Genomic DNA, 18,923 nt, shown 5'->3' with positions numbered 1-18,923 from the left:
CAAGCCGTTTCGGAACACTCATGAGCGACAACAACAAGAAGATTGCGGTACTGGGTGCCGGTCCCGCCGGTCTGATGGCCGCCTGGCGCCTGTGCCAGGCCGGTTTTACGGTCACCCTGTTCGAGCAGGAGAGCGTGGTGGGGGGCATGTGCGCCACCCAGACCTTCAAGGGGCGCGCCGGAGAGTACCGCTTCGACTACGGCGGCCACCGCTTCATCACCAAGAACCCCGAGCTGCTCGCCTTTATCGACGAGCTGATGGGGGACGACTTGCTCCACGCAGAGCGAAAGAGCGTCATCCGCTTTGGCGGGCGCACCTATGACTACCCCTTGAACCTCACCAACCTGCTGAGGACTGCCCCCCTAACCCTGATGGCGGGCGCGGTGAAAGACTTGCTGCTGTTGCCCTTTGCCAAGAAGCCGGACGATTTCGCCAAGGCGAGCTTTGCCGAGTGGATCCAGAGCCACTTCGGCCGCACCCTCTATCGCCAGTTCTTCGAGGGTTACACGGCCAAGCTCTGGGGCATCAACCCGGACAAGCTCTCCGCCGACTGGGCCGGTCAGCGCATCAGTCTCATCGATTTGAAAGACGTGGCGCGCCGCCTGCTACCAAGACGCAAGGGCAGCCTCTCGGTGCGCACCTATGCCCGCAAATACCGTTATCCAAAGTATGGTTTCGGCCAGATCTTCACCACCCTGGGGGAGCGGCTGGTGGCAGAAGGCGTGACGGTCAAGACAGGCGCCACCATCAGCCGCCTCGAGCAGGTCGATGGCCGCATTGAGCGGGTCTATTGGCAACAAGAGGGTATTGAGCAGAGCGAGCACTTTGATCAGGTGATCTCCACCCTGCCGCTGCCGCTCACCTGCCAGCATCTGGGCTTGCCGTGCGATCTGCACTACCGGTCTCTGCGCTTCGTCAATATGCCCCTCAAACAGGAGAACCTGTCGGACAACACCTGGCAGTACCTCTCAGACCCCCATATTCTGGCGACCCGCCTGCAGGAGCCGCGCCGCCGCAGCCCCTTTATGGCGCCACAGGGCCAGACCTCCGTGATGCTGGAGATCCCCTGCAACCCGGGGGATGCCACCTGGCAGGCACCGCTGGCCGAGCTGCGGGGCCGGGTCACCGCCGATCTCGCGAGCCTAGGCGTTGATACCGCCAGGCTTGGCGATGAGACCTTCGAGGCGCGAAGCGAATACGCCTATCCGCTGATGGATCTCGGCTATCAGGCGCGCCGCAACGAAGCCATTCAGGCACTGATGCCGATTGGCAACCTCATCATGACAGGTCGCCAGGGGACGTTTCGCTACATCTTCACCGACACCGCCATGGAGATGGGGATGATGGCCGCTGACATGGTGATCGACGGGGTGGACAGACGACACGCCATCTTTAACCATCGCAACGAAAATACCGTCATTGAAACTCAGAGCGTGGCGTAGCAACAGGAACAACTCCCTCCCGGCCTCCCCCTTCGAAAGGGGGAGGGTAAAAACGCCCTCCCCTGACAAGGGGNGAGGGTCGGGGTGGGGTCCAACGAATCAGGACTGGCGCCATGCCGTCAGGACAAATCAACAAGGAGAACAGGATGACCATACGCCACGGCTTGATCGCCCTCGCCCTACTGACGGGCCCGCTGCTGACCCTCAGCGGCCAGGCGCAGGCATACTCCTACGCCGCCGCAGGCAAGGAGCCGCTGATCGATGCGCGCGAAGCATTGCTTGGTGCCGCCAGTGAAGGCAAGGATGCCAGCGCCACCTTGAGCGAGATTGCGGACGAGCTGACCTATCTGGAAGAGCACCACAAGGTGGAGCTGCAAGCCCCCCTGGCAACCGCCATCAAGGGGAAAGATGCCGCCGCCACCGCCACTTTGCTCAACCGTGCCTACAAGGCAGAGATCGAGCGTCGCCTCGAGGGGGCCGGGCAGAACCTCGGCGATTACCAGACCGCCAAGGTGCTGGTGGTCAAGAGCAAGCGCTTCCTCGATTTGATCCTCCCCTCCCTCGGTGAAGGGGATCGCAAGGCGGCCGAACAGGCGTTGGCCAAGGTGCTGGACGCCATCGGCAACCCCGGCGTCTTCGGGGTGGGTGCCAAGCCCGCCGATGCTGCCGCCTTCGCAGAAGCCGAAAAAGCGCTGATGGCCGTGCTGGCGCCGCTTTGATGACATTTCATCGATGATGACGGCCCCCCTAATCCCCGGCCCTTCTCCCGCAAGGGGAGAAGGGGGGCGTCACCACGGCCGATTACGCTTCGCTAATCGACCCTACTTGCTGATCCTTCTGCAACTGGTCTGGACGGGCTGGCTATTTACCTTCCCTGTGGCCCTCGATTCCGACGACGCCCTGAACTTCGCCCACGGGGTGGTGCGCTTTAGCGTGCTGGAGTTCTCCCCCCACTTTCCGGGCTATCCCGCCTTTATCTGGCTGGCGCGGCTCATCAATCTGGCGGTGGACGATCCCGCCGCTGCGGTGCAGTGGGCGAGCCTCCTGGGCACAGCGCTGATAGCGCCGCTCGCCGCCTGGCTGGCGGTGAGAATATGGCAACGACCAAGCCTGCTTGCCCCCGTCTGGCTGCTGGTGCTGGCCCTGCCGCTCACCCCGACACTTGCCCTCTCCGGCCTCTCGGACGGGCCCGCGCTCGCCGCCTGGCTCGGGGCGCTGCTGGCCTTGCAGAATCGCAAACCAGCGCTGGCCGGTCTGCTGCTGGGACTCTTGCTGGCGCTTCGCCCCTCCTACTTAGTGCTGGCCCTGCTGCCGCTCTGGCTCGGGATAGAGCACAAGGGTGAGCGGCGTAAGTTTCTGCTGCCCATCGCTTTGGTAGGGCTGATAAGTCTGCTCTTTGTCTGGCAGGCCGATGGCTGGGCCTATTTTGGCGAGGGGCGGCGCTTTACCGACGGCCACTTCACCCTCTGGGGCAACACGGCGGCGGCCCACGGCGATCGGCTGTTGAGCTGGGCACGCACCTTCCATGATCAGCTCACTCCGCTCTGGCCCTTGGCTGTCGGAGCCTTGCTGGTGCTACCGCTCTGGCAAAGATCAAAAGACCAAGCCGCAGCACTCTCCCCGCTCTGGACCCTCTACTGGCTCGCCCTGCTGCTCTGGACCATGTTTGGCCAGAACCCGGACAATCCCCGCCATCTGGCGCCCATTACCCTGCTCGGCATAGTGTTGCTGGCGGGCAGGCTGCCCCTATGGGGCGAGCGCCCTGCCATGCTGGGGGCCCTGTTGCTGCTGATGAGCACACTCACGCCTGCGGCGCCGCCCGCCATGGTGCAGGCCGCCCGACTGGCCGAACGGACCTGCCCGGCCCTGGTGACCCAGTGGGGAGTACGGCTGCTTAGGGAAACCACGGCCCTGCCCGTCACCGATGGCTGGTACCAGGGGGATGCTGCCCTTGCGCTCACCCAGGGGGCTTGCCGCCTCAGCCGCCGGCCCATAGCGCAGAGCGAGATGCCGCTCCCCCACCAGGCGCACTGGTTTGCCCCCCGCTTTGGCGCCGAACCCGGCCTCTGGCTCGCCATACCGCGCTGACAGGCTCAGGGCTCTGGCCCAAACGCGTCGCTGCGCCAGCTGACTCGTCTACACTCACTGCGCATGGGCGTGGCAGGGAGAGGATGCATGAAGGGAGGCAAGGAGTGGGCACTGGTGCCCCTTGTCCTGGCGCTGGCCAGCGCGCTCCTGGTGCTGCCTGTCTGGCTGCAGGGGGGCACCCAGGGGCACGATCTGTTCCACCACCTGCTCTCAGGCCACTATTTTGCCCGCCAGCTGTGGCAGGGGGAGCTCTATCCCCGCTGGCTGATGGCCATGAACGGCGGCTTTGGCAGCCCCACCTTCTTCTTCTATCCCCCGCTCCCCTACTACGTCAGCGCACTCTTTGCCGGTCCCGGCTCCCCCGCCCAGCAGGCCATCTATCCCCTGCTCGGCAGCGCCACCCTGGCGCTGCTGCTCTCAGGCGCGTTCGCCTATCTGTGGCTGCGCGCCACCACGCCCCCGGGCCGGGCCCTGGCGGTCAGCCTGCTCTACCTGATCCTGCCCTATCACCTGGCCATGGATCTCTATGCCCGCTTCGCCCTGGCGGAGTTCTGGGCCTTCGCCTGGGCGCCGCTGATCCTGCTTGGCCAGGATCTCGCCCATCGCGGCCTGCGCCAGGGCCTGCCCCTGCTGATCCTGGGGCTGGCGCTGCTGGCCTTCTCCCACCTGCCCAGCCTGCTGCTGATGATGGGTCTGGTCAGCGTGCGCGCCCTCTGGTTCGCCTGGCGATCCCGCACCCTGGTGCCCTGCTGGATAGCCCTGGGGGCCCAGGGGCTGGGGCTTTGCATGGCGGCGGCCCTGTTGCTGCCCGCCCTGGCGGATCAGGGGGCCATCTCCATGGAGCTGATGCGCGGCGGCATGTTCGACTTTCGGCGCAACTTCCTCGACCGCCTGCCTTCTGGCTGGGGGGACTGGCGCTTTCGCGGCCACCTGGCGTGGCAGAGCCTGCTGACCCTGGCCTTGCTGCTCATCGCCTGGGCCGCCGCCCGCGAGCCGCGCCACCCAGAGCTGCTGTGCTGGGGGGCGCTCGGGGTGGGGGCCTTCCTGATGATGCTGCCCCTGAGCCAGCCCCTCTGGAGCCTGCTGCCCCCCCTGCAACGGGTGCAGTTTCCCTGGCGGCTCAATCTCATCCTCACCCTGGCCACGGTTGCCGTGGTGGCCCTGGGCACCCCCACTCACCGCCCCTGGCAGTGGCTCTGTTGGGGAACACTCCTGCTGACCCTGATCACCACCCTCGCCTACGTCCGTCACGCCCCCCTCACCCAGGCCCCCACCCGGGAGGCCATGGCCCTCGAGTTCGACAGCAAGCGCAGCGCCCGGGAGTACAGGCCAAGGCAGGTACCGGGGGGCATGTTCGCCCCGACCCTGCTCGCCTGGAAGGATGAATTCCAGCCCCCGGTGAGCGCCGAGCCCCCGGGCGCCAGCTGGACAGTGCACCGCTGGCAGCCCAGGGCCCTGACCCTGGCAGTGACGGCGGCCGTGCCGACCCGGCTGGTCCTGCACCAGTATGATTACCCCGGCTGGCAGGCCTGGCTCGACGAGCGCCTGATGCTGACGGTGGGCGCCAATCCCCAGGGCCTGATGCAGCTCTGGGTGCCGGCGGGCAGCCACAGCCTCACCCTCAGGCTGACGGCGCGCTGGCCCGAGCGGGCAGGCAATATCCTCTCCTTGCTCGGGTGGCTGGGCTGGCTGCTGCTTCTGTGCCACCACAGGGCAAGGCGTCCGGGGCGCTGATCCCGCCGCAGATCTGACCTCAAGGGCCGGGGCAGGATAGACCTGCTCAAGCCTGCCAAAGCTGATAGACTCAACACTCGCCCCTTTTCCCGGCCCTGCCACGACTCGGATACCCTATGCCTCAAGCCACGCCCCTCTCTCCCCGCTTCCTGTTCATCCTGCTCGGCGCCCTGGCGGGCCTGACCCCGCTCGCGGTGGACATGTACCTGCCCGCCATTCCGGCCATAGCCCGGGATCTGGCCACCAGCATAGACGGGGCCCAGCTCACCATCAGCGCCTTCCTCGGCGGCTTCGCCATCGGTCAGCTGTTCTACGGGCCGCTCGCCGACAGCTTCGGCCGCAAGCCGGTGATCCTGGCGGGACTGACGATGTTCGCCGTGGCCTCTGTGGGTTGCGCAATGGCCGACTCCCTGCCGGAACTGCTGGCCTGGCGTATGCTGCAGGCCGCAGGGGGCGCGGCGGGATCCGTGGTGGTCAATGCCTTGCTGCGAGATTTGTTCGAGAAGGATGCGTTTTCGCGGGCCATGTCCTTCGTCATCCTGGTGATGACGCTGGCCCCCCTGGTGGCCCCGGTGGTGGGCGGCTACATCAGCGCCCACAGCGATTGGCGGGTGATCTTCTGGCTGCTGGTGGGGGTGAGCCTGCTCATCTGCGTGGTGATGCAGTGGAAGATCCAGGAGACCCTGAAACCCGAACACAGGCAGCCCCTCAAGCTCGGCCAGGTGCTGCGCAACTACTGGGGCGTGCTCTCCCACCGCGGCGCCATGGGCTATGTGCTGTGCGGCGCCCTGTCGAGCTCCGGCATGTTCGCCTTCCTGAGCGCCTCCCCTTATGTCTATATCGAGTATTTCAAGGTACCGACCGAGCACTACGGCTGGCTCTTTGGCCTCAACATCCTGCTGATGATGGTGGTCACCTTCGTCAACAGCCGCCTGGTGAAGGGGGTGGGCGCCGAGCGCATGCTGCAATACGGCCTGACTGTGCTGCCGCTGGCCGGGGCCCTGCTTATCTATAACGCCTGGAGCCAGAGCGGGGGCCTCTGGGGCATCGTCATCCCCGTGGTGCTCTTCGTCGGGCACATCAGCCTGGTGGGGGCCAACGCCATGACGGGCCTGATGGGCCACTTCCCCCAGTCGGCGGGCACCGCCTCGGCGCTCGCGGGCACACTGCGCTTTGGCATAGGCGCCGTGGTGGGCATTTTGGTCAACCTCAATCCCCCCGAGTCGCCGCTCCCCATGGCCATCGCCATCGCCGCCTGTGGCCTGGGCTCGGCGCTCAGCTACTGGTTGCTCACCGGCAAGCGTGCCAGGGTGGCCTGACGATCCCTTTGGCTCACTGCTTGCCGACACGAAAAAGCCCTGTCCACCGGACAGGGCTTTTTGCATCAGGGACGCGGCTCCTCAGGCGTCTGCCGGCAAGCCGCTGCGGGCCAGGATCTCGCTCTCCACGCCATCCAGGCTCAGCTGATTCTTCTTGCGCCAGTAGGCCTCTATGCCCTCCTTGCCCTGGCGGGCCGACCAGTTGGCGAGATCCTCCCTGTCCCCCTGGTAGTCAAACAGGGGCACCGACATGCCGCAGGAGGTCTGGACCCGTTCAATATCGAGCAGGAAGATCTGGCGGGCCGCCACGCTGGCCGGGAAGCGCGCCAGCGCAGTCTCCCAGTCCGGATCGCCCCGGTGCAGCACCCGCGCCTGACCATAGGCCCGCAGTATCATGGGCGCCCCCTCGAAGGCGCAAAACATCACCGTCATGCGCGGGTTCTGCAACACATGGGCCGCCGACTCGTTACCGCTGCCGGTCAGGTTGAGCCAGGCCAGGGTATGGGCATCGAGAATGCGCAACGAATCCCCGCCCTTGGGGGAGAGGTTGACCGTGCCCTCCCCCGCCGCCGTGCCGACAAAATAGATCTTCTGCGCCGCGATAAAGGCCACATGGCGCGGCGAGAGCGCCTCGAACAGTTGTCCCATAGTCCCTTCCCTTGCAATCTTCATGGTGCTCAGAACAGGGCGCTGTTGAGCCACAGATGCGCCCCTATGCTGACCATATAGCCAAGCAAAATGGCAGGCAACCACTTGAGATGGCCAACGAAGGTATACATGCCCCTGGCCTGCCCCATCAGAGCCACACCGGCGGCGGAGCCGATGGAGAGCAGGCTGCCCCCCACCCCCGTGGTCAGGGTCACCAGCAGCCACTGCCCGGTCGACATCTGCGGCTCCATCGACAACACGGCGAACATCACGGGGATGTTGTCGATGACGGAGGAGAGCAGGCCTATGACCACATTGGCCTGGGTCGGATCCCCCTGATAGAGGAGCTGGGACGCCAGCGCCAGATACCCCATGAAGCTGAGCCCGCCGACGCACATCACCACCCCGTAGAAGAAGAGCAGGGTGTCCCACTCGGCCTTGGCAATCTTGTTGAACACGTCGAACGGCACTATGGAGCCGAGGCGCAGCAGCCGCGCCTCGTCACCGGTGCGCTCATAGAGGGCGCGCTCCCGCGCCAGGACGCCAGGCTGGGTCTTGCGCAGGTAGAAGCCGAAAAATTGCAGATAGCCCAGTCCCGTCATCATGCCGAGCACCGGGGGCAGTTGCAGGAAGTGATGGCAGGCGACGGCCGTCCCTATGGTGAGAAGGAAGAGCAGCACTATGGTGGCGGCCCCGCGCCTGAGCGTCACCTCCTCGTCCAGCACCCTGGGGACATGGCGCGGCACCATCAGGCTCATCAGGAGGGCCGGGATCAGGAAGTTGAGCAGGGCGGGGATGAAGAGCGCGAAGAACTGGCCGAAGGGCACCTTGCCCGCCTGCCACACCATCAGGGTGGTGATGTCGCCGAAGGGGCTGAAGGCGCCGCCGGCATTGGCCGCCACGACGATGTTGATGCAGGCCAGGTTGATGAAGCGGCGATCCTCGTTGGCCACATTGAGCACCACTGTGCACATCAGGAGCGCAGTGGTGAGGTTGTCCACCACGGGGGAGATGAAGAAGGCCAGGAACCCGGTGAGCCAGAACAGGGTGCGCAGGCTGAGCCCGGCCCGCACCAGGCGGGCGCGCAGGGCGGCAAACAGCAGCCGGTCCTCCATGGCGTTGATGTAGGTCATGGCCACCAGCAGGAACAGCATCAGCTCCCCGTATTCCAGCAGGTTCTGCCTAAACCCCTCGTGGGCCAGCGGGCTCAGCCCCGCGTCCGCATAGACGACGCCAATGGCTATCCAGATGATGCCGGCGGCGATCAGCACCGGCTTGGATTTTCGCAGCTTCAGGTACTCTTCGGCCATCACCAGGAGGTAGGCGAGCACGAAGATGACGAGGGCAAAGAGGCCGACGCCGCTGTGGGTCAGGGCAAGGGGGCCGCCCTCGGCCAGGGCTGGACCGCAAAACAGGCAGAGCCCGGACAAGGGGGTAAGGCGTGAAGAACCAGACATGAGTGCGCGTCTCTTGAGAAATGTCTGGCATTGAGGCTAGCAGCGGACAGGGAAGTCACCCTCATCCCTATCCGCAGGATCGAGCCGCCCGCCTCGGCCGGGCAGGCGGCGTGGCTCACTCAGGGGGTATCAGGGGGATTTTTTGCCAAAGCCGGACTGCTTGAGGGTGTAGCCGGCGCTATTTTGCCAGGCATCCAGCCCGCTTCTGTTGTTGCCCGCCGCCCGCCTCGGCCGGGCAGGCGGCATGGCTGTCTCAGGGGACATCAGGGGGATTTTTTGCCAAAACCGGATTGCTTGAGGGTGTAGCCGGCACTGTTTTGCCAGGCATCCAGTCCGCTTCTGTTGTTGCCCGCCACCAGACTGGCGGCCAAGCTCGGGCTATTGAACAGCTGATCGGCGCTGAACACGAAGCCCCCCTCGGCTCGGGGCACAAGCACCCCCTTGGCCAGCAGCTCCTGGCGCAGCTCGATCACCGCCTCGCGCAAGGAGGCGGCATCCTCGCCGTTGGCGGTGGAGCCCGCCTGCACCATGAAGCCGGGGTTCTGCCGCTTGCCCACCGGATAGCCATGGGCCTCAGCCCCCTTGCCATTGAAGTGGTAGAGCTCGCGCTCGCCAGGCTTGTTGTCGGAGAGCGCCTTTTGCAGGGTCATCAGCTCGTTGTAGATATCGATGGGGACCACGGCAGCCTGCTTGGCCCCCTTGCTGTCGACGATAAAACTGACTTGCTTGTGTAACATCCTTGCTCATCCTGTGACCCATGGAAGCCCCTATTCTAACCACCTCTGGCAAGCGGGATCCAGCAAGGATCCTCATCCCTTTTGCAGGCGCGATCACTAACTGGCATAGTGACTGACATTGTGAAAGCCATTGGCTATCAACCGGTTATCCCATGCTGAATCTGCGCAACCTCGGTAAACACTTCGCCAACGGCGGTGAAACGCTCCCCCTGTTTGCCGGGCTGGATCTCAAGCTCAACCCCGGCGAAACCTGTCTGCTGCTGGGACAGAGCGGCTGTGGCAAGTCCACTCTGCTCAACCTCATCGCCGGTCTCATCCCCCCGGATGAGGGGGAGATCTGGCTGGGAGAGACCCGGCTCGACACCCAGTCACCGGACGAGCGGGCCCGCTTGCGCGGCCGGCATTTTGGTATCGTCTATCAGGACTTCAACCTGCTGCCGACCCTCACTGTGCTGGAGAACCTCTGCCTGCCGCTCGAGATAAACCACCTGCCCCGCGACATGGCGCGCCTCGATGCCCTGCTCGAACGCCTGGGGATGAGCCACAAGCGCCACGCCTGGCCGGAGCAGCTCTCCGGCGGCCAGCGCCAGCGGGTGGCCCTGGCCCGGGCCCTGGTTCATCAGCCGAAGTGGCTGCTCGCTGACGAGCCCACCGGCAGCCTCGATGAGCACAACGCCGAGCAGGTGATGGGGCTGATGATGGCGGCGGTGCGCGATACCGGCGCAGGCCTCTTGCTAGTGAGCCACAACCCCGGCTATGGCGCCCTGGCGGATCGGGTGCTGCGCCTGGAAGGGGGGCAGTTGCTCGAGGCCAGACCCCATGGGTGACAGCCGCCGCAGGGATGCATCATGCTGCCGCTGAAGGCGCTGCTGCGCCTCTATCGCGCCCACCCCTGGCTGCTGCTGATGAGCCTGGCCGGGCTCATGCTGGGGGTCACCCTGGTGGTGGCCATCGAGCTCTTGAACCACAGCGCCCGCACCAATTTCGTCGCCGCCCGCAGCCAGCTCGCGGGGGAAGCGAACTACCGCCTGGCCCCGAGCGGCGGCCTGGATGAGGGGCTCTACGTTCGGCTGGTGCGAAGCCAGCCGGATCTTGACGCCATGCCCCAGTTGCACGCCTGGCTCAAGGACCCGCAGGGGCGCAGTTTCCAGCTGCTGGGGATGGATCTCTTCAACCCGGGCCCCCTGCGCCGACTCTTTGGTGAGCAGCCGGGGCGCGAACCCGACTTCACCCTGAGCCGCGCCGACAGCGTCTGGCTCTCGGCCCCCGAGGCCAAACGCCTCAGCTGGTCGCCGGGGCAGTCGCGGAGCTTTATGTTGGGCGGCGGTGAGGCGGACAGCGCCCGCACGTTGACCCTCACTCTCGCGGGTACCTTCGAGCCGGGCGCCGTCCCCATGGAGCGGCTGCTGGTCACCGACATAGGCCTGGCCCAACCCCTGCTTGGCAAGGCAGGAAGGCTGGATCGCATCGTCTTCAAGTTAAGCGACGAAGAGGCCAATGCCTTGCAAAGGGCGCTGCAAACCTATTACCCCCATCAGCCGCTCTGGCTCGAGCCCATCAGCCCGGCCCTCGATGCCAGCCAGCTCGGGGATGCCCTGGCCCTCAACCTCAGTGCCCTCTCCCTGCTCGCCATGGCGGTGGGATTGTTTCTGGTGTTCAACGCCCAGCGCTTCGTGCAGAGCGTGCGCCGCCCCCAGCTCGCCCAGCTCATCATCCTGGGGATGCCGCCAAGCCGGGTACTCCGCTATCTGGCCCTGGAGCTGCTCATCCTCGCCACCATAGGCACCCTGCTCGGGCTGCTGCTCGGCAGCCTCTTGGCGCTGACCCTCATGGGGCAGCTCACCCAGGCGCTGGCAGACCTTTATGGCCCCAACCCCATCGATCTGCTGCGCCTCTCCCCGACCAGCCTCATCAAGGCGCTGCTGATAGGCCTGGCTGGCACCCTTGCCGCCAACCTCCCCGGCTGGTGGCAGTTGCTGCGCCAATCCCCTCTTGCACTGCGGGAGGGGAGCAGCCGCCCGCCGGTTTATCCCTGGCGCAGACGTCTGCTCGCCATCGCCATACTGCTGCTCTGCGCCCTCTGCCTCTTGTTGCCGCAGACCGGCCTGGGGGGCGCCCTCTTCGTGGCCGGGGGCTGGCTGCTCGCCATGGCCCTCGCCCTGCCCGATGCCCTGCGCGCCCTGCTGGGGCGGCTGCGCGGGCACGGCCCCCTCAGCGTCCGGATCGGGGTGGCCGAGACCCAATACCATCTGGATCGCACCGCCATCGCCGTGATGGCGCTGCAACTTGCCATAGCCGCGGCCATCGGCATCGGGGTCATGGTGTCGAGCTTTCGCTCGAGCGTGGAGATCTGGCTCGGCCAGCGTCTGGCCGCCGACCTCTATGTCAGCGCCCCCAAGGGGGTGGCAGGCAGCAGAGGCCAGCTGAGCGAGCAGACCCTGACCGCCATACTCGCCGAGCCGGAAGTGAACGCCGCCTCCCGCCGCGCCGTGCACCCCGCCCGCTGGCAGGGGCAGCCCATCGAGTGGGCGCAGATGGACTTTATCCCCGAGCTCAAGGCCGCCTACCCGCTGCTGGCCGGGCGCTGGCCCGCCACCTCCTACGAGGTGCTGGCGAGCGAGCCGCTCACTGTGCGCCTCGGAGTCAAAGTGGGTCAGACCCTCGAAGTAACGAGCGAAGGGGGGCCAAGGGCCCTCACCGTCACCGGCGTCTATCAGGATTACGGCAGCGACAAGGGGCAGATACTGCACGCCTTCGAAGGGGGCGCGGTGCAATCCCTCGCCCTCTTCAGCACGGACCCCGAGGGCCTAAGCGATCGGCTGCGTGCCCGTTTTGGCGAGCGGATAAACCTGCTGCCCGCCCCCGCCATCCACGCCGCGGCGCTTAAGGTGTTCGATCAGACCTTTGTGGTGACCGAGCTGCTGAAATTGCTGATCCTCGGCATCGCCTTCGTCGGCATCGGCTCCGCCTTTATGGTGTTGGGGCTGGCCCGCCGTGGCGAGTTGCAAACCCTGCAGAGCCTGGGGATAGGCCCCCGCCACTGCCGCCGCCTGCTGGTGTGGCAGGGGGCGGGACTGGGGCTGCTCACGGCGCTGCTGGCCCTGCCGGTGGGCTATGGCCTCGCCTGGGTGCTGATTGAGGTGGTCAACCCCCGCGCCTTTGGCTGGCGCCTCGCCTTCGAGGCCGCCCCCTTGCACGCCGTCACGGCGCTCCTGCTCGCCCCCCTGTGCGGGGCGCTCGCCTCCTGGTACGCCGCAAGGAGAGTCGTATGAAATTGAGTTGGAAGTGGCCGCTGATGATTGCCTGCATCCTGTATGGCGCTACGGTCGGTGCCAGCGACCTGGGCACCCTGCTCGGGGGCGGCAGCGATCAGTTCAGGAAGGCCGAGCCGGGCCAGCCCATCCGCCTGCCCGCCGATCACGGCGCCCACCCGGACTACAGATCCGAGTGGTGGTATCTTACCGGCAACCTGAAAGACGAGCAGGGGCGCGACTACGGCATCCAGTGGACCCTCTTTCGGCAAGGTGTCGAGCAGCAGATCACATCGGACAACCCCTGGCTCAGCCCCCAGCTCTGGCTGGCCCAGTTCGCCATCACGGATCTCGCCCGTGGCAGCCACCGCCAGGATGAGCGCACCAGCCGCCAGGGGCCCGGGCTCGCCGGGGCCAGCGGCGGCGAATATTGGCTCAAAGAGTGGCGGCTGGCCTCTCAAGGCGATGCGCTCTTTCCCGCCACCTTGAAGGTGCAGAGCAAGATGGGTGAGCTGAACCTCAGGGTGAGTGCCGCCAAGCCTGTGGTGCTGCAAGGCAAAGCGGGTTACAGCGAGAAGAGCCCCGGCAACGCCTCCTTCTACTACTCCTACCCGCGCCTGACACTTAGCGGCACTTTGACCCTGGAGGGGGAGACCCGCAATGTCACGGGCCAGGGGTGGTTTGATCACGAGTGGAGCAGCTCGGTACTGGCCCAGTGGCAATCGGGCTGGGACTGGTTCTCCCTGCAACTCATTGATGGCCGCGAGCTGATGCTGTTTCGCCTTCGCACCAAAGCGGGCCGCCCCGAGCCTGAAAACCGCTACGGCATACTGATCGAGCGGGACGGCAGCAGCCGGGTGCTCGCCCCCGAATCCATCGTCCTCACCCCCGGTAAAACCTGGCGCGGCCCCAAGGGCCAAGACTACCCCGTCGAGTGGCAGCTTAAGGCCGCCGATCTGAACCTCGTTATCAAGGCGCGCCAACCCAATCAGGCCATGACCGGCCGCTTTGACTACTGGGAAGGCGCTGTGACTGTGGAAGGAGATTCCCAAGGGCTGGGCTATCTGGAGATGACGGGGTATTAAGCCTAGGGCCTGCTCTATTTCTCTGCATAATGCCTTGTTTAAGCTGTCTGCTCTCCCCGATTTCTGATCCCCATCAAAAATGCGCTTAAATTCCCCGCCCTAGAAAACGTTTCGCTCAACAACTGGATACGCACTTGGTACCCTACTCATCCGGCCCTCACAGCCCCAAAGGCAATCAGGGAGCGACTATGGTGTATCTCTCCTCAATTTGGTCAACTGCAGCACAACGGACTCTGTGATCCGTGCGGTAGCTATGTAGTTTGCTGAGAAAAGGAATCAGGAATGGATATCTGTGAACCCTATTGATGGATAATGAGGAAAGGTTCCATGTATTCATGGCGTGGATCCGTGGGATCGCTTGGGCATTTAAATATCAGTCGTATGTTCTATTCCTCAGTAATATTTATGAATATACTTGGAATAGAAATACCTTACTATATGGAAACTTCCACATAATAAATTATTAAACAATCACTTAATACTTATGGGGGTTCAATGAAAGGTAAAATTACTCAATGGAATGACGACAAAGGTTTTGGCTTTATTATACCTGACGATAGATCAGAAAAGATCTTCTTTCATATCTCCACTGTAAATCCAAGAAGCAGACGACCAAAAATTAATGATGATGTATGGTTTGAAGCTACAGTAGATAGTCAGCAACGCATGAGAGCCACTGTGGTTTACTATGAAGGATTGACGCTTCTCCCTATCAAATCGCGCGCCAAACAAAACTCTCACATTAAGAGCCAATCAAGTGATAAGAAAATCATCCTTGAACCAGTCAGAAAAACGCTTCTGGATTATTTATTGCTGATCATTGCTATCGTTTCTTTAGCTCTAGCCGGTTTCAATTACTTTAAAACGAACGATGTAACAATATCGGTACTAATTGCATTGCCTACAGCCTTTTTTCTTGCTCTTTTTAATCGTTCCAAAACACCTTCAAGTAAGTTGTTTACCTGTTCTCGTTGCCGTTGTAATGTTCCATTTGATAATAGAACTATACGCGCATGGAACATGGGCACACTAAAACTCTACTGTTCAAATTGCCATGCTGAATGGTTGCGTAATCGAGAAACCACAAATCATAACCCCTACTCATCATCAAGCAGAGGCAGTGGTTGCCTTGGCACTCTAGCAATATTGATAGCCATTCCTGTGGGTCTATTATCTATTGCAAATTGGCTTAGTTAATCATCAATTAACAAAAACTTGGTGTGTGTCAGCTATGCAACCCCACAAATAAAAGTTCGTTGAAAACCTAGGACTACCATCGTTCTGAACACAATCTCAGGGTTAACACCGCCAAGCCTGTGGTGCTGCTGGGTAAAAATGGTTACAGCGAGAAGAGTCCAGGCAACTCCTCCTTCTACTACTCCTACCCGCGCCTGACGCTAAGTGGCACCTTGACCCTGGAGGGGGAGACCCGCACTGTCACGGGCCAGGGCTGGTTCGATCACGAGTGGATCAGCTCGGTATTGGCCCAGTGGCAATCGGGCTGGGACTGGTTCTCCCTGCAACTTGCCGATGGCCGCGAGCTGATGCTGTTTCGCCTGCGCACCAAGGAAGGTCGTCCCGAACCGGAGAACCGCTACGGCATCCTGATTGAGCGGGACGGCAGCAGCCGGGTGCTAAGCCCTGATCAAATCCGCCTCACCCCGGGCAAGACTATCCCGTCGAGTGGCAGCTGGAAGCCGCCGATATGCAGCTAACCATCCGTGCCCGCCAGCCCAATCAGGCCATGACCGGCAGCTTCGATTACTGGGAAGGCGCTGTGACTGTGGAAGGAGATTCCCAAGGGCTGGGCTATCTGGAGATGACGGGGTATTGAGACCTTGAAATCAGATCGGCTTCAAAAGATCATTCAAATTCCATTCGTTGAGTGAGTTTTCACTCAGCATTTAGGTGGTTGCTTGATACCATATCTAGATGGACCCTTTGTTGCCTTTGCACATATGATTTCTATCATCGGCTTGTTAGACCAAGAAAATTTCCACAAACGTCCACTCCTTGACCAAACATTAGATCTGTGAAATAAGAATGACGACCATAAGCACCCATGCTGGCTCAAAAATTTTGGCCCTATTTTTAGATAGCCAAATAAAGCTACTCGTAGATAACGTAAGCACTATAAATCAGTGTAACCAGCCACGTATCTCACACCTCTATGCGATCTATTCTGCAATTATCGAAGACGCAATTTCAATACGGTTGTTGTGTGATAACTCCCGAACTAACCAGGCCTATATTATCTCGAGAGCTCTAATAGAACGGGTCACAAATTTCTGTTTTCTTCAACTCTGCACGGACACTACATTTTCAGATTATCTTGATTACTCCCTGAACAAAGCAGGTCGAAGTCTAGATCAATCTATTGAAGCCAATGGACAGGTTAAAGCACGACTTACGCTCAACGGTGGAGATTTTGAACTCCCACCAAAAATCCGCGCTGCAATCGCAAAATTCACAAGTGAACGAGGAAGAGAAAAGACACGTTGGACAAATGTTTCCCTCCCGGAAAGAGCTGCTGTAATCGAAGCAACGTTAGGTAATACCGGATTATTTATGAGCCTGCTGGCAATTTATGCTAATGCATCAGAAGCATTGCACGGGACCATTTATGGCGCAATTTTTCACTTAAGTACCTATGAGATCAAGCCACCCCACGACCAAGTGAGTTTAGACTGCTATTTTCACCAAACGCTCTCAACCTTGTACTTAATGGCGGGTGCTAGCATAGACACATTGTTTAACCTTTTAGCATCACTCCACGATGAAACCTTCAATGCAGTAGCTAAGGAATCTAAAAATGCTTTCAAGGAGGCTGCAATTGCAACTGGGCTTGCAGTTGGTTCATAGATTCGATTACGCTCCGCTAATCAAAACCTACTCGAAATGCTCCAAACCGACGTTCATTGGGATGAAAATAATATTTCCGTGTTGGGTTTCGCTCCGCTCAACCCAACCTACGCCAAACCTTATCGATTAAATGGCTTATATCGCAGCCGTCTGGTTGGATATAAACGCCAACGACTGTCTATTAAAGTGCTCCGGCTGCTCCACATTGCAGACATGGCCGCAGTTTTCGATGATGGCGAGCTGGCTGTAGGGGTCGCGGGCGACCTGCTCGCGTACCGGGGCGATAAACATATGATCCTCCTCCCCCATCACATAGAGGGTCGGGATAGGCAGGGCGCGCTCCTTGAAGTAGCGCATCAGGGGGTTCACCTCGGTGGCGAGGCGGAACCAGCGTTTGAACTCCTTCTGGCAGAGTTTGCGGGCCTCGCGCACGAAGAGGTTGCGGGATTCCTGATGGTGCTGGCGCGGCATGATGATGAAGGCGAACAAGCGGTAGAGCCACATGTAGGGCAGTATGTGCTGGCCGACCCGGCCGAGCTGCACCAGCACCCGGGAGCGGATGTCGAGGCGCAGTATGGCGCCGCCGAGCACCATGCTCTTGACCCGCTCCGGGCAAAGCTCGGCCAGGTGGCGAATGAGGATGGTGCCAAGGGAGATGCCGACAAAATGGGCGCGGGGAATGCGCAGGTGATCGAGCAGGCGCAAGATGTCCTCGGTCACGGCCCTGAAGCTGTAGTGGCCCTTCACAACCTGCTGCAACTGGTTGGATTGGCCGTGGCCGCGAAGATCCAGCAGCAGCACGTTGAAGTGCTCCCGGTAGGCGCGCAGTTGCTTGAACCAGATGGAGGAGCTGCCGCCTGCTCCGTGCACGAACACCACCCAATCCCGCTCGGGGCCAAGCTCAAAGGTCTTGTGGTACAACATCTTATGGGCTCCCGGGGGGGTTGGGGGATATACTCGGCGGGCATATTAACAGAAGGGGCGCCCCGCTGAATATGCTGCCACCCATCATCGGACCAGCATGGAGTCCTGTATGAGCCTTGCATCGTTACGTGAATTTCTGCTAAGCCAGCCCGGCGCCACCGAGGATACCCCCTTTGGCCCAGAGATCCTGGTCTATCGCATCGCCGGCAAGATGTTCGCCCTGGTGGACTGGCAGGCAGAGCCGCTGACCATAAACCTCAAATGCGAACCCGAACTCGCCCTGCTGCTGCGAGAGATACACCCCGAAGTCAAACCCGGCTGGCACATGAACAAGCAGCACTGGAATACGGTGACCCTGAGCGAGAATCTGGACGCCGAGCTCTGGCAGGGCTGGATTGAACACTCCTACCAGCGCGTGATGGCGGGCTTGCCCAAAGCCAAGCGGCCACAGGCGCCGACCTTATCAGCAAAGGCAGGATAACAGCCATGCCGCAGACACAAAACACCGCGCCCGCCCGGATCATCCCCCTTAGGGAGCAGCACATCCCCGCCCTGCTCACCCTGTTCGAGCAGTCGGTTCGCCGCCTGGGCCCGGAGCACTACAGCCCGGAGCAGGTGGAGCAATGGGCCCAGGGCGCCCGTCATCCGGGTCTCGCCAGCCAGTTGCGCGAGCACCACGGCTGGGTCATGGAGCAGGAGGGGATGCCCCTTGGCTTTGTCACCCTGAGCGATGACGGCCACCTCAGCCTGCTCTATGTGAGCGCGGATCATCAGCGCCAGGGGCTCGGCGGCCTGCTGCTGGAGCGGGCCTTGCAGGCGGCCAGCCAGCTGGGCCTGCACAGCCTGACCACAGAGGCCAGCGCCTTCAGCCTAGCGCTCTTTCTGCGCCACGGTTTCGAGCAGGCCGGATTGGAAACCGTGGAGCGCGGCGGGGTCAGTTTTGTCCGCCATCGCCTCTACTGCCGCTTGCCAAGCCAGGGCCAGCCACTAAAATACCCACCATTTCCCCAAAGCAATGAATGAAGGCAGCCATCATGGTGGTAGAGAGCGACGGTTATATTGCGCTTATCGAGTATCTGGTAGAGAGTCTGGGCCTGTTCGAGAGCCAGCAGCAGGGCACGGGCTCCCAGACCATTGAGGATCTGGTGAGCAACCGGGTGGCAGACAACCTCATGGCCATCTGCGAGCAGAACCCCCAGCTCGACCCCAAGGTGCGTTTCATGATCATGCAGGAGGCCGACGCCGTGGTGGCCGATCTGGAGGAGGTGCTCTCCGCCGTCTGGCTGCGGGCGCCCACCCCGGCCCAGCACGCCTTCCTCGATGAGTTCATCAGCCTCATCAAGAACCTGTTCGACAGCACCATCGGCTAGTCCCCT

Annotated in this window: 17 protein-coding genes and 2 pseudogenes; 14 read left to right on the top strand and 5 right to left on the bottom strand. The window is 62.1% G+C overall.

Annotation, left to right across the window (positions count from 1 at the left end; all coding sequences use genetic code 11):
* Window positions 1-20 precede the first annotated feature (20 nt).
* From AB5Y91_RS07220 to AB5Y91_RS07200, 5 genes are all read left to right on the top strand, one after another.
* Window positions 21-1,442: an NAD(P)/FAD-dependent oxidoreductase gene (locus AB5Y91_RS07220; protein WP_368169412.1), complete on the top strand. Its 1,422-nt coding sequence runs from the start codon at window positions 21-23 to the stop codon at window positions 1,440-1,442.
* 146 nt (window positions 1,443-1,588) lie between these two features.
* Window positions 1,589-2,161, top strand: coding sequence for a hypothetical protein (locus AB5Y91_RS07215; protein WP_368169424.1), 573 nt, complete (start codon window positions 1,589-1,591; stop codon window positions 2,159-2,161).
* 106 nt (window positions 2,162-2,267) lie between these two features.
* Entirely contained in the window at window positions 2,268-3,530 is a 1,263-nt protein-coding gene (locus AB5Y91_RS07210; protein ID WP_368169411.1) for a hypothetical protein, read from the top strand.
* A gap of 87 nt (window positions 3,531-3,617) precedes the next feature.
* Window positions 3,618-5,264: a hypothetical protein gene (locus AB5Y91_RS07205; protein ID WP_368169410.1), complete on the top strand. Its 1,647-nt coding sequence runs from the start codon at window positions 3,618-3,620 to the stop codon at window positions 5,262-5,264.
* Between the two features lie 116 nt (window positions 5,265-5,380).
* Complete coding sequence (locus AB5Y91_RS07200; RefSeq protein WP_368169409.1) at window positions 5,381-6,583, top strand: Bcr/CflA family multidrug efflux MFS transporter; 1,203 nt, start codon at window positions 5,381-5,383, stop codon at window positions 6,581-6,583.
* 81 nt (window positions 6,584-6,664) lie between these two features.
* Here AB5Y91_RS07200 and AB5Y91_RS07195 read toward each other — a convergent pair whose 3' ends face one another.
* From AB5Y91_RS07195 to AB5Y91_RS07180, 4 genes and pseudogenes are all read right to left on the bottom strand, one after another.
* Window positions 6,665-7,231 carry a pyridoxamine 5'-phosphate oxidase family protein gene (locus AB5Y91_RS07195; protein WP_163137306.1) on the bottom strand — a complete coding sequence of 189 codons (567 nt, stop codon included), beginning with the start codon at window positions 7,229-7,231 and terminating at the stop codon, window positions 6,665-6,667.
* 29 nt (window positions 7,232-7,260) lie between these two features.
* On the bottom strand, window positions 7,261-8,688 hold the full coding sequence (gene nhaD / locus AB5Y91_RS07190; protein ID WP_368169408.1) for a sodium:proton antiporter NhaD: 1,428 nt from the start codon (window positions 8,686-8,688) through the stop codon (window positions 7,261-7,263).
* Between the two features lie 129 nt (window positions 8,689-8,817).
* Window positions 8,818-8,907 (bottom strand): annotated as a pseudogene (locus AB5Y91_RS07185) (DUF4357 domain-containing protein); the annotation flags it as partial.
* Between the two features lie 44 nt (window positions 8,908-8,951).
* Window positions 8,952-9,425: a DUF4357 domain-containing protein gene (locus AB5Y91_RS07180; protein WP_025326602.1), complete on the bottom strand. Its 474-nt coding sequence runs from the start codon at window positions 9,423-9,425 to the stop codon at window positions 8,952-8,954.
* Window positions 9,426-9,577: 152 nt separating this feature from the next.
* Here AB5Y91_RS07180 and AB5Y91_RS07175 point away from each other — a divergent pair, with 152 nt between their 5' ends.
* The 6 genes and pseudogenes from AB5Y91_RS07175 (at window position 9,578) to AB5Y91_RS07150 (ending at window position 16,623) form a co-directional block, all read left to right on the top strand.
* A complete protein-coding gene (locus AB5Y91_RS07175) occupies window positions 9,578-10,252 on the top strand; it encodes an ABC transporter ATP-binding protein (RefSeq protein WP_234677434.1) in 675 nt (224 codons plus the stop codon).
* A 21-nt stretch (window positions 10,253-10,273) separates the two neighbouring features.
* Window positions 10,274-12,697 carry an FtsX-like permease family protein gene (locus AB5Y91_RS07170; RefSeq protein WP_368169407.1) on the top strand — a complete coding sequence of 808 codons (2,424 nt, stop codon included), beginning with the start codon at window positions 10,274-10,276 and terminating at the stop codon, window positions 12,695-12,697.
* Window positions 12,698-12,720: 23 nt separating this feature from the next.
* Window positions 12,721-13,761 (top strand): lipocalin-like domain-containing protein, encoded by a 1,041-nt coding sequence (locus AB5Y91_RS07165; RefSeq protein ID WP_368169423.1) that lies wholly within the window; start codon window positions 12,721-12,723, stop codon window positions 13,759-13,761.
* Between the two features lie 495 nt (window positions 13,762-14,256).
* Window positions 14,257-14,958: a cold shock domain-containing protein gene (locus tag AB5Y91_RS07160; RefSeq protein WP_368169406.1), complete on the top strand. Its 702-nt coding sequence runs from the start codon at window positions 14,257-14,259 to the stop codon at window positions 14,956-14,958.
* A gap of 92 nt (window positions 14,959-15,050) precedes the next feature.
* Window positions 15,051-15,595: pseudogene (locus tag AB5Y91_RS07155) on the top strand (lipocalin family protein); the annotation flags it as partial.
* A 209-nt stretch (window positions 15,596-15,804) separates the two neighbouring features.
* On the top strand, window positions 15,805-16,623 hold the full coding sequence (locus tag AB5Y91_RS07150; RefSeq protein ID WP_368169405.1) for a DUF5677 domain-containing protein: 819 nt from the start codon (window positions 15,805-15,807) through the stop codon (window positions 16,621-16,623).
* A gap of 135 nt (window positions 16,624-16,758) precedes the next feature.
* Here AB5Y91_RS07150 and AB5Y91_RS07145 read toward each other — a convergent pair whose 3' ends face one another.
* Window positions 16,759-17,547: an alpha/beta fold hydrolase gene (locus AB5Y91_RS07145; protein WP_368169404.1), complete on the bottom strand. Its 789-nt coding sequence runs from the start codon at window positions 17,545-17,547 to the stop codon at window positions 16,759-16,761.
* A 109-nt stretch (window positions 17,548-17,656) separates the two neighbouring features.
* On the opposite strand from AB5Y91_RS07145, the gene AB5Y91_RS07140 reads away from it, so the two are divergent.
* The 3 genes from AB5Y91_RS07140 to AB5Y91_RS07130 are packed head-to-tail and all read left to right on the top strand — an operon-like array spanning window position 17,657 to window position 18,917.
* The gene (locus tag AB5Y91_RS07140; protein ID WP_368169403.1) at window positions 17,657-18,028 is read left to right on the top strand and encodes an MmcQ/YjbR family DNA-binding protein; all 372 of its coding nucleotides are present in this window, start codon (window positions 17,657-17,659) and stop codon (window positions 18,026-18,028) included.
* 5 nt (window positions 18,029-18,033) lie between these two features.
* Window positions 18,034-18,570, top strand: a complete 537-nt coding sequence (locus AB5Y91_RS07135; RefSeq protein WP_368169402.1) for a GNAT family N-acetyltransferase — start codon at window positions 18,034-18,036, stop codon at window positions 18,568-18,570.
* An 11-nt stretch (window positions 18,571-18,581) separates the two neighbouring features.
* Window positions 18,582-18,917: a DUF3802 family protein gene (locus AB5Y91_RS07130; protein ID WP_139744343.1), complete on the top strand. Its 336-nt coding sequence runs from the start codon at window positions 18,582-18,584 to the stop codon at window positions 18,915-18,917.
* The last annotated feature ends 6 nt before the right edge of the window (window positions 18,918-18,923 follow it).

The organism is Aeromonas sp. R4-3 (assembly GCF_040908275.1).
Classification (GTDB): Bacteria; Pseudomonadota; Gammaproteobacteria; order Enterobacterales; family Aeromonadaceae; genus Aeromonas; species Aeromonas rivipollensis.
Note: the sequence above shows the minus strand (reverse complement) of the source record. Positions and strands in the feature narration are given on the sequence as shown.